Origin of the sequence: Pedobacter psychrophilus (assembly GCF_001652725.1) — a bacterium.
Classification (GTDB): Bacteria; Bacteroidota; Bacteroidia; order Sphingobacteriales; family Sphingobacteriaceae; genus Pseudopedobacter; species Pseudopedobacter psychrophilus.
In genome coordinates, this window is sequence record NZ_LWHJ01000011.1 from 22,292 (window position 1) to 35,542 (window position 13,251).

Consider the following 13,251-nt stretch of genomic DNA (forward strand, 5'->3'; position numbering starts at 1 on the left):
TAATACAATTTAATTAAACACTATAAAGTTTCACCATTTTTTCGGTAACCTCTACACCTCTACCGGTTTTTAAATCAATCATTATAAAATCAAACCAGCCATCAGTGCTGGTTTTTTTTGTTTTCTTGTTAGTGATTTCAAAAGTCACTCTGCAACCTCTTTTATTAATACTCTCAATTCCAGTTTCTACTATAAACGAATCTCCTAAACCTAACGGACGTTTATAATCTATCATTACGGTTTTTACCACCCAGCCAAAACCCATTTCTAAGAATTTTTCCATGCTCATTCCGTAAAAGAGTTCCATTTGCTCGTAACGGGCGTTTAGCACATAATCTAAATATTTACTGTTATGAACATGATAAAACATATCAATATCATCTGGTCTAACTTTGTACTCGGTTTTAAATCTGCTATAGGTTGGAGTCATGGTTTTTTAAATACAATAGTGATTCCGCTTTTTAAGTTTTTTGGGATAATGGCTTTAAAGGAACGGTAAAATTTTGACAATGTAGATGGATATTCAAAATATTCATCAAAGATAAAATGCTCAATGATTAATCCATTTTCTTTGCCTAAATCAACAAGTTCTTTTGCGGTATATTCTCTAAAATGTCCTGGATTCTCTAAATTTTCCCGTAGCATTTCAAAAGGATTCTTTCCAAAAAATAGAGCCAATCTTTTTCTTAAGGCAACTGCATTTGGCGTTTGGATAATCAATAGACCTTCTTTATTTAATAAATGACTTAAGTTTTTAAAAAGGATTTTTGGTGATGTATATAAATGCTCCATAACTTCGGCGCAAATAATTAAATCGTATTTAGGTAAATCCTCGGCGTAAGCCTTAAAAAAATTGAGGTCTTGTTTGATTAATTTTATTTTTTTTAAGATAGCAGAATTTGGTAGATGTCCTCCTTCGCTTACTTCTCCATCAAAACCTAAAAGGGTTAATTTTTCTCCAAATTTTTGATACAATAGCTCACTCAAAAATGAGGGACCAATATCTAAAATGGCATTAAATTTTTTATTTTCGATAGTTGATAAAATAGTTTCAAAACGTTTAGCATGGATTTCCAGGTAATCCTTTTTCTCTGGATTAAGCTCAAAATTATCGTAAAAATATTTTTTGATTTCCTCTTTTTGCATCAACGGTTTTTAAATTTTAAATCGATATAAAATTAAAAGAATGTTAGCTTTAAGCCCTAATATATGACGTATTTTTTCTTTTATTGGCTTTTAAAAATTACTGCTAAACTTTATTTTAAAAAGATAAGGGTTTACGATTATGAAAACGTTAGCCCTAATAAACCTCTAATTATTTGTGCAAATCATGGTAATTCTTTTATGGATGCCGTTTTAATGGCAGTTATTTTTAAAAGAAATCTTCATTTTTTGGCCAGGGCCGATGCTTTTAACACGCCATTTAAAAGATGGTTTTTAGGTAAAATTAACATGATGCCTGTTTACCGGATTAGAGATGGGAGGGAAGTAGTCAAAAATAATGATGCTATTTTTGATAGGTGTCAACAGATTTTAGAGAATAACGGAGCAATTTTGATTTTTCCTGAAGGGAATTGTGTGGTAGAAAAACGTTTGCGAACTTTTAAAACAGGATTTGTGCAGATGGCTTTTGCCAGTAAAATGCAAAATTTACAAGTATTACCAGTTACCATAAATTACAGCAATCCTTTGGAATTTTATTCTGAGGTTTCTTTTCAGTTTCAAAATCAAATTGATGTTAATTTAATAAAAGAAGAAACCCAAAACGATTATATTTCTTTTTCTAAATTATTATTATCAAAAACTATTGTTGGTATATCTCACCAAATGTTAATTCTCCCTGAAATTGAAGATGGGTTTTATGAACAAGCTTTAGAAATCAATTTGAATAATTTAAAAGTGGGTTTTGTAACCTCTCAACTCCATGTGATTAAAGAATTGGATCACATGAGATTAACTGACTCAATTTTATTTGAGGATTTGAAGATTAAGACCGCTAACTATTTTAAGCACTTAAATCAGTTAAATATTAATGATGAAGTTGTTGTAGAAGGCTCAATTATTAATCCATTTATATCAATTTTAGTAATTCCATTTTATTTTCTAATAAAAGCAATTCACTATTTACCTGCAACTTTAGTCAGTTTTATAATCAATAAAAAAATAAAACAATTGCAGTTTAAAGGTGCGGTTAGGATGATTTTAGGAATGTTTGTTTATTTGATTTATACCTCTATTTTCTTGATTGTTTCTGTTCAGTTTCTCGGATTTTTCAATTCGATAATTTTTATGCTTATTTTCTTTAATCCATACGTTTATAATAGATTAACGATAACGTATAAATCGATTAGAAAAAAAGAATTTTTACCTAAATTATTGGACTTAAGAAAAGAAATAATAGGTAATTTTAATCTTTAACCTTAGTTAAGCCTAAAAGCTTAACCATCCAATCTGGTAAATTTTTATCTCTGTTTCTCTTTTTCATGTTGAGATAAATTCCCCATTTCTTTAAAATAGGCACTTTATGTGTCTCAACAAATTCTATTAAAGTACCATCTGGATCTTCAATATATGAAAAATGCCCAGCGGCTTCTCCCATATCAAAACTATTCTGGCTATCTACCGTAAAGTTAAATCCCGCTTTTGCACATTGATCTTTTAATAAGTTCATGCCAATTACATCAAAACAAACATGGATATAGCCACTATCGCCCCAAAACCTATTTTGATAAACTTTAGTTCCTGTTTTATCTTTTCTTTCAATCAACTCTACCTCGGTTTTTCCAAAAAGCTTGCTAAAACCGCCAGATTTTTCTTCCGAATGTCTTAATAAAACTCTCCTAAAATCTGTATCTGATTGATTTAAAGATTTTAAATCTTCAAAATTTTCAGTTTTATCGTAAGCTATAGTATCGTAATCTAAAATATCTTTATATAGTTTTAATGAAGCATCAATATCAGAGACACCAATTGTAATTCCACTTACACCGCCCGTTAAATCATTATTTTCTGAAAACCAGTCTTCACTTTCTACTATTTCAAATAAGTTTTGATAAGGGTCCATCAGATAAAAATGAAGCTTGCCTTCCGGCGATTTTACCAATTCAGTTTTTAAATCTAAACCTTCAGATTTAAAGAATTGATAAGTTTCAGAAACGTTTTTAGCTTTAATTTTAACAATGTTGATTCCGAAATCACCAATCTTAATTGGCTGAAGATTATCAACAGGTTTTCTATCTTTAAATTGCCAAAGTTCAAAACCGCCGCCGCCTTGCATATTCATAGCCAAAACGGCATATCTTTTATGTACTTTATTTCCGGTATATTGATACATTAAAGCAGCTTCGGCAGTATCTTCAAATACAGGAACGTTCATCCCAAAGTATTTTCTATACCATTTCCAAGATTCTTTTATATCCTTATAACTAATCCCAACTTGCTGAATGCCACAAATTTTCTTATTCATATTTTAGTATTTCAGCTCGTTCTTTTCGTGGTTCAATGTCTTTTTATAAAATTTGATAATTTTATCGTGATCTACTTTTGCATAAAACATCATAAAGGCAACAAAATTTGCATAATTAACTTTTAAATAGCTGTTATAATCGTATTTTCTAGCAGATACAATTACATCTTTAGGTATAATTTTGAAAGGATGTTTTTTTCTTGCCCGTAAAATAATATCATAATCTTCCATCACTTTATGATTTTCACAGTAGCCACCTAAATCATCAAATAATTCTCTGGTAATAAATAAGGATTGATCTCCGCCCCTACACATCAGCCTATCAAAACGAGTGAAATAAGAATTCAATTTTAATAACTTTTTATCAGAATTAAACTTAAAACGATAACAGCCCATAGGGAAACCTTCTGCTATAGAAAGCTTTATATCTTCATAAAAAGATTTAGGTGGTAATGTATCTGCATGTACGAAATACAATACATTTCCTTTAGCTTTTTTGGCAGCAAAATTCATTTGTTTTGCCCTTCCTTTTTCTTTTGAGCTTAAAAGTATTGCCTCGTGATTCTCAATCAACTTTTGGGTTCCATCTGTACTTCCACCATCAACCACAATAATTTCTATATCATTACGGCTTATTTCTTGCAAAAGGAGCAATAATTCACTGATATTTTCACTCTCGTTATAGGTGGGTATGATGATACTTAAAAACATATATTAATACAAATGGATTTAATTTAAATGAAAAAAATAATAAATTAAATCTATTAAAAATCTAAACTAATATAAATTACGTCTTTTAAATAAAATAAGATTTTAAATTCAAAACCATGAATATAATAAAAATGAAAACCTTTGCCCTAATTACATTTATTTCTATAGTTGCAACAAGCTGCGGAATAAAGAAACCTCAACCTCAAACAGAAAAAACTGTTGAGTCTACCATGTATAATGATCTTTCTGTAAAGATGCTAGAAAACTTGAAAGCCAATAAATCTGTAAAAGAAATACAAGATAAGTTGGAGAGTGTTACAGAAAAGGAATTAATGGAAGGTTTGCCAACTGATGCTAATAAAAAAGCTTTTTGGATTAATGTTTATAATGGTTATATCATTGCGATATTGAAAAAGGATAAAAGTCAGTTTAAAGATAGAAACGCTTTTTTTGGTAAAAAACAAGTGAAAATAGCAGGCGAAACTTTAAGTTTTGATGATATAGAAAATGGAATGATTCGTAAATCTCAATATAAATTTGGATTAGGATATATCCGTAAAGTGTTACCTTCAGCATTCGAACGTCATTTAAGGGTTGATGATAGAGATTATAGAATACATTTTGCTTTAAATTGCGGTGCTAAAAGTTGCCCTCCAGTAAGAAGTTATAAGCCAGAAGGGTTATATAATCAATTAGAAAATGCTGCAAAATCTTATCTAACTGATTTCACAAAATATAGCGAAAAGAAAAACGAAGTTGAGTCTAGCGTTTTGATGAGTTATTTCAGAGGAGATTTTGGTGGTAAAGGCGGACAAAAGAAAATCTTGAAAAGCTTTAAATTGATTCCAGAAGATAGTAATCCTACAATTACTTATGGAGATTATGACTGGAGTTTGGATATTGACAACTTCGCCAAATAAAAACGTTTGAATAATTGATAATTAAATGTACTTTGCATCCTTATTAATTAATTATATCACTTTAATATTATTCAAGAATGTATTTAAGTACAGAAAAGAAGAAAGAAATCTTCGCACAACACGGAGGAGTAGATACCAACACTGGGTCTGCAGAAGGTCAGGTAGCATTGTTCACTTATAGAATTGCTCATTTAACTGGTCATTTAAAGAAAAACAGAAAAGATTTTGGAACTCAATTATCTTTACAAAAGCTAGTTGGTAAAAGAAGAGCTTTATTAGCTTACCTTTTCAAGGTTGATATCGAAAGATACAGAGCTATTATCAAAGCATTAGGATTAAGGGATATTATCAAATCAATTTAATCTATTATTAAGAATAATTAAAAGCATTTCCTGATAAAGGAAATGGCTTTTTTGTTGAGGTAGTTTATTAAAAGACTTACGAAGTTTTTAAAACTTCGTAAGTCTAAATCATTGTTTAAACTAATTTTATCTTAACAAAAAAGCCAACCCTAATTAAAGGATTGGCTTTTAAAAGATTAATTAGTGATTTACCTAAACATCAATCTTAGCATATTTCGCGTTTTTCTCAATAAACTCTCTACGAGGAGCAACTTCATCGCCCATTAACATAGAGAAAATATGATCAGATTCTGCTGCGTTATCAATAGTAACTTGTTTAAGCGTTCTTGTTTCAGGGTTTAAAGTAGTTTCCCAAAGTTGCTCTGCATTCATCTCTCCCAAACCTTTATAACGTTGTATGTGTACGCTATCTTCTTTACCTGCGCCTTTTAAACGTTGAACTGCAATATCACGTTGAGCATCATTCCAGCAATATTCAAAATCTTTACCTTTTTTAACCTGATATAAAGGAGGCGCAGCAATGTAAACATTCCCAAATTCAATTAAATCTTTCATATACCTAAAAAAGAAGGTCAAGATAAGCGTGGTAATGTGAGAACCATCAATATCCGCATCCGTCATGATGATGATTTTGTGGTATCTCAATTTATCGATATTCAGTTTCTTATCATCATCTACAGTTCCGATACTTACACCAAGAGCAGTAAATATATTCTTGATCTCGTCATTTTCGTAGATTTTATGCTCCATCGCTTTTTCTACGTTTAATATTTTACCTTTTAAAGGTAAAATAGCTTGAAAATCACGATTACGGCCTTGTTTAGCAGTTCCACCTGCAGAATCTCCCTCGACTAAATATAATTCACAAGCGTAAGGATCTTTGTTGGCACAATCGGCTAGTTTTCCTGGCAAACCAGAACCACCCATTACGTTTTTACGCTGAACCATTTCTCTTGCCTTACGGGCAGCAGCTCTGGCTGTAGCCGCAAGAATTACTTTGCCAACAATCAGCTTTGCTTCTCTAGGATTTTCTTCTAAAAAGTTACCCAAAGCTTCACCAACAGCAATATCAACTGCTCCGGTTACTTCATTGTTTCCTAATTTAGTTTTTGTTTGTCCTTCAAATTGTGGTTCTTGAACTTTTACAGAAATAACCGCAGTTAATCCTTCTCTAAAGTCATCACCAGTAATTTCAATTTTCAAGTTTTTTAAAAGTCCAGATTTATCTGCATAAGATTTTAAAGTACGGGTTAAACCTCTTCTAAAACCAGCAATGTGAGTTCCACCCTCAATAGTGTTGATGTTATTTACATAAGAATGGACATTTTCACTATAAGAATTATTATAAGTAAAAGCTAATTCTACTGGAATTCCATTTTTTTCTCCCTCAATGTAAATTGGCTCAGGGATTAAAGCAGTACGTGTATCATCAAGGTAACGCACAAATTCTCTTAGACCACCTTCGCTGTAGAAAAATTCAGAAACAAAAGAACCATCATCATTTGTTTCACGCTCATCCGTTAAGGTTAATTTGATTCCTTTATTTAAAAAAGCAAGTTCTCTTAATCTTCCTGCTAAAGTATCAAACTTATATTCAGTGGTTTGTGTAAAAATACTATCATCTGGAGTAAAAGTTATAATTGTACCTGTATCAGTACAAGTTCCAACTTCTTTAACATCGTATTGAGGTTTACCGCAAGAATATTCTTGCATATAAATTTTACCATCTCTACTATGAATTTCTGCACTTAAATGAATAGAAAGTGCATTTACACAACTTACACCTACACCGTGTAAACCTCCAGAAACCTTGTAAGTGTCTTTATCAAATTTACCACCGGCGTGTAAAACCGTCATTACCACTTCTAATGCTGATCGTTTTTCTTTAGTGTGCATACCGGTTGGGATACCACGACCGTTATCGACAACTTTTATAGAGTTATCTTTTTGAATAGTAACATATATATCTGTACAATAACCTGCTAAAGCCTCATCAATAGAGTTATCTACAACTTCATAAACTAAATGGTGTAAACCTTTAAAACCTGTATCGCCAATATACATGGCTGGGCGTTTACGTACCGCTTCTAAACCTTCTAAAACCTGGATATTATCCGCCGAATAATTTGATTTGTCTTCCTGTTCTTCGCTCATTTCTTAATTTAAGTCTTACCTGTAAAAATACGTTTTTAAAGGCATATACGGAAACTTGTGGAGAAAATTATGACTGTTTGGTTATGAGCTAGAGACATTTAAATTATTTGTTTTTTCTTTTAAAAATTAAAGTTTTAGAAGAAATTTATTTTGGCGTTTTAACACGCTATTCACTATATCTTTTTTTGCCATTTGCTTTATGGCAGGAGCAAAAAAAGGATGCCGTTCCTATCGTTAACGCTCGCAATCAACAAAGGCTTTAGTAAAAAAATCTCTTCTAGGTTAATTAATAATTTTAAAACAGACCTGTATAGTAACCTTCTTATTTTTCTTTCGTACAAAATCCCAACAATAAAATATTAAGCACAATAAAAATTATCAAAATGAAAAAGCACTCTTACTTTTTTTATGTATTAATTGCCCTATTTATTACATCATGTACCTCAGAACAATTACCTGGGGTTTCTCCATATTCATCTGAAAAAGATTTAATAGAATTCAATTTTTTAAAAGCAAATAATCCTGCGTTAGATAAAGATTATAAAGCTTTTATAGATGGTGCAAATGTATCTATCGAAATGCCTAAAGGCATTAATCTGAAAGCATTAATTCCAACTTTTAAAATATCAGACAAAGCCACTTTAAAAATAGGCGATGTTGTTTTAGAAAGTGATAAAACACCTGTTGATTTAACTCAAACAATCACTATAAGTGTAGTTGCCCAAAATTTTAAAGAAATAAAGAAATACTTTCCAAGTGTTTTGTTAATCGGCATTACTCCAAATACAAAAATTAACGCAACAGCTTCTTATCAAAATTACATTACCAACAAACTTTATATCGATTTATCTGAGGCAATTCCAACTACTATTTTTAAAACCGGTTATACAAAAGATGCCTATATAGCAAGAGCTTACGCAGATTTTGATAAAGATGGCGATATGGATATTATTGCTGTAGCTGCAAATGCTTACGGAAACTCTGGAGTTGATGTGGAGTTTTTTAAAAACAATACTTTTTCTTTTGATAAAGACCAAAGTGTTTTTACTGGAAGCGTACCCAAAATGTTAAATGGCAAAAAAATCATCGTTGCAGATTTAAATAATGATGGTTGGTTAGATGTTGTTATTGCAGGGACCGGCTTTGATAAAAGTCCTTTTTCTGGAGAAACTGTTAAAGTTTTAATGAACAAAAATGGAAAGTTTGAGACAAAAGATTTAGGATTAAAGGCAGAATATTATGGTTCTGTAACTGCTGGTGATATTGACAATGATGGAGATGTTGATTTGTTTGTAACAACTAATCAATCAACAAGCAAGTTTATGGTAAACGATGGTAGTGGTAATTTCCGTGTCGAGCAAGATATATATCCAAATTCATTTTATAATGTAAGATATTTTGTCTCTGAATTGTATGATATTAATGGCGATGGTTATCTGGATTTAGTAACTGCAGGTAATGAGCAGTTAAGCGCTAAAAGCATGGTCTTATTTGGCAATGCCAGTGGAAATTACATCACAGATAGAATGGCAAATTTGCCAAAGGTTGATGGTTTTGGAGTAGTGCTGGATATTGATTTTATAGACTATGATAAAGACGGTAAAATGGATTTATTGGTTACCCGTACAGGCGATGGCAGTAGTGCACAAGCCTATTACAAAGGGTATAATTTACAAATTTTAAAGAACAACGGAACTTCATTTGAAGACGTAAGTAGCAAAGTTTTAACAGGAAATAAGGATGCTTCCGCAAGTTATATTAATTGGTTAAGAGTGCAAGATGTTGATGGTGATGGAGATTTAGACATCACAACGGATGATAAATCTTACGGATTAGAATGGATAAATAACGGAGGGATATTCTCAAAGAAATAGTTTATTGTTGGTTATAGTGTTAAGCAGATAAGATTTTTCTTATCTGCTTTTTTTATTTATGTAATACCTACAATCTTTATTCTTTCAGCGAAGCGGTCTTTATTCTAATTAATATTTCATTAATTTTAAAAATGCAAAGTAAGGAGATTGATTTAGACGATCTGGTAAGTTTCGGTAATCTTGAATTATTGGCACAACAGATTGTGGAAGGTTTTATAACTGGACTTCACAAAAGTCCTTTCCACGGTTTTTCGGTAGAATTTGCAGAACATCGTTTATATAATGAAGGCGATTCCATTAAAAATATCGACTGGAAATTATTTGCAAAAACTGATAAACTATTTGTTAAAAGATTTGAGGAAGAAACTAATTTAAGATGTCAAATTTTAATAGACCATTCTGCATCAATGTATTATCCAGAAAAAGGATTAAATAAATTTCAGTTTTCCTGTTTATCTGCGGCTGCAATAATCAACTTATTAAAAAAACAAAGAGATGCTTTTGGAGTGAGTCTTTTTGCTGAGGAAATAGAATTTCATACCCCAACAAAGTCAACGACCGTTCATCAAAAATATATTTTAAGTGAATTAAATGGTTATTTGGATTCAAATTCTTTAAAAAGCAAACAAACCGAAATCATTAAAAATTTACATCTTATTGCCGAGCAAATCCATAAACGTTCTTTAGTGGTGCTTTTTTCAGATTTATTCCAAAATAGTTTAGATGGAGATGGTTTACAAGAAATATTTTCGGCAATACAACATTTAAAATATCTCAAAAACGAGGTCATTATTTTTAATATTCATGATAAAAAACATGAGATAGATTTTGATTTTGAAAATCGTCCTTATCATTTTATCGACATGGAAACAAATGAACAAATAAAATTGAATCCAAGTCAATTTAAAGAGATGTACACGGTTAAAATGGCAGATTTTAAAAAAGAGATAGCATTAAAATGCGCTCAATATAAAGTTGATTTAATTGATGCTAATTTAGAGGATGGATTTTATCCCGTTTTAAATGCTTGGTTAATAAAAAGAAACGGGATGAATTGATTTATTCTAAGGCTGAAAGCAAAATACCTAAAGCAAAAAGCTGATTTTTAAGTTATGAACCTTATGTATCAAGCTTTTGCCTTTTAAGGTTAACCAAATTTTAATCTCTTTGTAAACTTACCAATGGTTAATCCCTGAATTAAAATAGAAAAAGCTACTACAAAATAAGTGACGGAAACCCAAAGGTCTTTATCTAAATCTGGGGTTAAAGATAAAGCCAAAGCAATAGAAATCCCACCCCTTAAACCTCCCCAAGTTAAAACCATCACCGTTTTATGTTCAAATTTATCTGTAAACCTAATCAGTAATGAAGGGATTAAAACGGATACATATCTTATCAATAAAATGATAAATATCATGGCAATCCCTACCCAAACAAAAATCTGAATATCCTCGATAATCAATAATTCTAAACCTATTAAAACAAAAAGGAGTGCATTTAAAATATCATCTATCAACTCCCAAAATTTAGAAATGTATTCGCTTGTTTGGTTTGACATTGCATATTTTTTACCATGATTACCTACTAATATTCCAGCTACAACCATTGCCAAAGGACCAGAAACATGAATAAAACTGGCCAATGTATAACCACCCATTACAATTGCTAAAGTTATCATAACCTCCACTTTGTAATTATCAATGCTGCGCATTAACCTAAAACCAATATAACCTACTATAAAACCTAATAGCATTCCGCCAATAGCCTCCCTTAAAAAAAGTTCGCCTATTTCTAAAAAAGTAGGTAATGTTGGCGATTTTGCTGCTTCCCAAATGGTTATAAAAATAACAACAGCAACACCGTCATTAAAAAGAGATTCACCTGCAATTTTTGTTTCTAAAGATTTGGGAACTTTTGTTTCTTTTAGTATTCCTAAGACTGCAATAGGGTCGGTTGGTGAAATTAAAGATCCAAATAACAAGCAATTAACATAAGAGATATTAAACCCGAAAAAAGGCAGAATGAAAAAGGCAATGCTACCCACTAAGAATGTAGAAAAAAGTACGCTTAAAGTACTAAAAACCATTACCGGGATCTTCTGCTTTTTTAAATCATCAATATTAATATGGATGGCGCCAGCAAATAACATGAAACTTAACATAGATCCTAGAACCAAATCCGAGAAGTCGAAACTTCTGATAAATAAGGTAACATCATCGAGAGCGGAATTAAATAATTTACCTGTAATAACTAAACAAATAGAGCTTACAAGCGCAATAAGCATTAACCCTATTGATGAAGGAAGCTTTAGATATCTGTAATTAAAATAGGCAAAAAAAGCCGATACAACTATAAGTATGGAAAATGTATGGTATAAACTCATTTGTTTTGCTGTGGATTTTAGATAAATGTAAAAACTCAAAGTTAATATTGGTTTTTATTTGTTTAATTTTAAAACAAGATTTTATTTGAAACAATGAACAAGCCTGATCAATCCCAACAAAATAATCCTCTACATGGCATTAAATTAGAAACTATTTTAACGGAATTGGTTGCTTATGTGGGTTGGGAGAAAATGGCTAAACAAATTCCAATCAATTGTTTTTCAAAAAATCCAACCATTAAATCAAGCTTAACTTTTTTAAGAAAAACACCTTGGGCAAGAGCAAAAGTAGAATATCTATATCTCTATAATATCATGAGAATAGAGAAGTTTAAAAATTTGGATGAAGGTAAATAATACTTTTTAGCAAAATAAATGCACTTATTTATGGCTATCAACTGTTTAAACAAATGCTAAAAAACGTTAATATTCTGATATTCCTTTTTAATGATGCTTATTTTAAGTACCTATTTGTTAATTTCGCAGATTAATATTTGTTTATGGAAGAATTTGAAGACAGCCGAGCAGCAAGAAAAACCAAAACCATTTATATTTCTACCGTAATTAGCATTTCTTTGGTGCTTTTAATGGTGGGTTTATTAGGTTTAATTTTAGTTCACGGACGTAAGTTATCTAATTACGTAAAAGAAAATATCGTTTTAAACGTAATCATAAACGAAGGAACTAAAGAGGTAGAAGTATTGCAATTGCAAAAACAGATTGAAGCAAATAATTATGTAAAAAGCACTCAATATATCAGTAAAGAACTGGCTGCTAGAAATTTAACTCAAGATTTAGGCGAAGATTTTATTAAATTTTTAGGTTATAATCCGCTACTTTCTTCTATTGATGTTTATATGAAAGCAGATTATGCAAATAATCAAAGCATAGATGTTTTAAGTAAACAATTGCAAAAGAACCCAATGATTAACGAGGTGCGTTATCAAAAATCTTTGGTTGATATGATTAACCAAAATATCCGTACCATTTCTTTGGTGATTTTAGGTTTCGGAGGCGTTCTATTAATAATTGCAGTTGCATTAATCAATAATACCATTCGTTTAGCAATTTACTCGCAAAGATTCATCATAAAAAGTATGCAATTGGTGGGTGCAACACGTGGTTTTATCAGAAAACCATTTATAAACTATGGCATTTTACATGGCTTTATTGCTGGTTTAATTGCGATAATTTTATTAGTGTTAACGTTATATTTCGCTCAAAAAGAAATTCCAGAATTGGTAATATTAACCGACTTTACAGAATTTGGAGTTGTATTTTTAGGAGTAATTGGCGTTGGTATTTTGATATCAGGAATAAGCACCTACTTTGCAGTAACTAAATATTTAGGATTAAAAACACAAGATTTATATAGATAATC

Annotated in this window: 13 protein-coding genes; 7 read left to right on the forward strand and 6 right to left on the reverse strand. The window is 30.8% G+C overall.

Going from position 1 to position 13,251, the window contains the following annotated elements; translation table 11 throughout:
- Positions 1-13: 13 nt before the first annotated feature.
- Both A5893_RS00495 and A5893_RS00500 read right to left on the reverse strand, forming a co-directional pair.
- Complete coding sequence (locus tag A5893_RS00495; protein WP_068820582.1) at positions 14-430, reverse strand: acyl-CoA thioesterase; 417 nt, start codon at positions 428-430, stop codon at positions 14-16.
- Positions 427-1,146, reverse strand: a complete 720-nt coding sequence (locus A5893_RS00500) for a class I SAM-dependent methyltransferase (protein WP_068820583.1) — start codon at positions 1,144-1,146, stop codon at positions 427-429. Before A5893_RS00500 ends, A5893_RS00495 begins: the two co-directional genes overlap by 4 nt.
- A 63-nt stretch (positions 1,147-1,209) precedes the next feature.
- On the opposite strand from A5893_RS00500, the gene A5893_RS00505 reads away from it, so the two are divergent.
- The gene (locus A5893_RS00505; RefSeq protein ID WP_068820584.1) at positions 1,210-2,418 is read left to right on the forward strand and encodes a 1-acyl-sn-glycerol-3-phosphate acyltransferase; all 1,209 of its coding nucleotides are present in this window, start codon (positions 1,210-1,212) and stop codon (positions 2,416-2,418) included.
- Here A5893_RS00505 and A5893_RS00510 read toward each other — a convergent pair.
- Both A5893_RS00510 and A5893_RS00515 read right to left on the reverse strand, forming a co-directional pair.
- A complete protein-coding gene (locus A5893_RS00510) occupies positions 2,408-3,466 on the reverse strand; it encodes a VOC family protein (RefSeq protein ID WP_068820585.1) in 1,059 nt (352 codons plus the stop codon). The two genes, A5893_RS00505 and A5893_RS00510, sit on opposite strands and share 11 nt — an antisense overlap.
- Positions 3,467-3,469: 3 nt before the next feature.
- Positions 3,470-4,177: a TIGR04283 family arsenosugar biosynthesis glycosyltransferase gene (locus A5893_RS00515; RefSeq protein ID WP_068820586.1), complete on the reverse strand. Its 708-nt coding sequence runs from the start codon at positions 4,175-4,177 to the stop codon at positions 3,470-3,472.
- A gap of 116 nt (positions 4,178-4,293) precedes the next feature.
- On the opposite strand from A5893_RS00515, the gene A5893_RS00520 reads away from it, so the two are divergent.
- A complete protein-coding gene (locus A5893_RS00520; RefSeq protein WP_232456779.1) occupies positions 4,294-5,097 on the forward strand; it encodes a DUF547 domain-containing protein in 804 nt (267 codons plus the stop codon).
- A 77-nt stretch (positions 5,098-5,174) separates the two neighbouring features.
- A complete protein-coding gene (rpsO, locus tag A5893_RS00525) occupies positions 5,175-5,459 on the forward strand; it encodes a 30S ribosomal protein S15 (RefSeq protein WP_068820587.1) in 285 nt (94 codons plus the stop codon).
- Positions 5,460-5,651: 192 nt separating this feature from the next.
- Here rpsO and gyrB read toward each other — a convergent pair whose 3' ends face one another.
- Complete coding sequence (gyrB, locus tag A5893_RS00530; protein WP_068820588.1) at positions 5,652-7,613, reverse strand: DNA topoisomerase (ATP-hydrolyzing) subunit B; 1,962 nt, start codon at positions 7,611-7,613, stop codon at positions 5,652-5,654.
- A 383-nt stretch (positions 7,614-7,996) separates the two neighbouring features.
- Between gyrB and A5893_RS00535 the strand changes: the two genes are divergently transcribed.
- Together A5893_RS00535 and A5893_RS00540 are read left to right on the forward strand one after the other, a co-directional pair.
- Complete coding sequence (locus A5893_RS00535) at positions 7,997-9,487, forward strand: FG-GAP repeat domain-containing protein (protein ID WP_068820589.1); 1,491 nt, start codon at positions 7,997-7,999, stop codon at positions 9,485-9,487.
- A 131-nt stretch (positions 9,488-9,618) separates the two neighbouring features.
- A complete protein-coding gene (locus A5893_RS00540; RefSeq protein ID WP_068820590.1) occupies positions 9,619-10,545 on the forward strand; it encodes a DUF58 domain-containing protein in 927 nt (308 codons plus the stop codon).
- An 89-nt stretch (positions 10,546-10,634) separates the two neighbouring features.
- Here the strand turns inward: A5893_RS00540 and A5893_RS00545 are convergent, their stop codons facing one another.
- On the reverse strand, positions 10,635-11,870 hold the full coding sequence (locus A5893_RS00545; RefSeq protein ID WP_068820591.1) for a cation:proton antiporter: 1,236 nt from the start codon (positions 11,868-11,870) through the stop codon (positions 10,635-10,637).
- Positions 11,871-11,963: 93 nt separating this feature from the next.
- On the opposite strand from A5893_RS00545, the gene A5893_RS00550 reads away from it, so the two are divergent.
- Complete coding sequence (locus tag A5893_RS00550) at positions 11,964-12,227, forward strand: VF530 family protein (protein ID WP_068820592.1); 264 nt, start codon at positions 11,964-11,966, stop codon at positions 12,225-12,227.
- A 143-nt stretch (positions 12,228-12,370) separates the two neighbouring features.
- A complete protein-coding gene (locus tag A5893_RS00555; protein ID WP_068820593.1) occupies positions 12,371-13,249 on the forward strand; it encodes a cell division protein FtsX in 879 nt (292 codons plus the stop codon).
- Positions 13,250-13,251 lie beyond the last annotated feature (2 nt).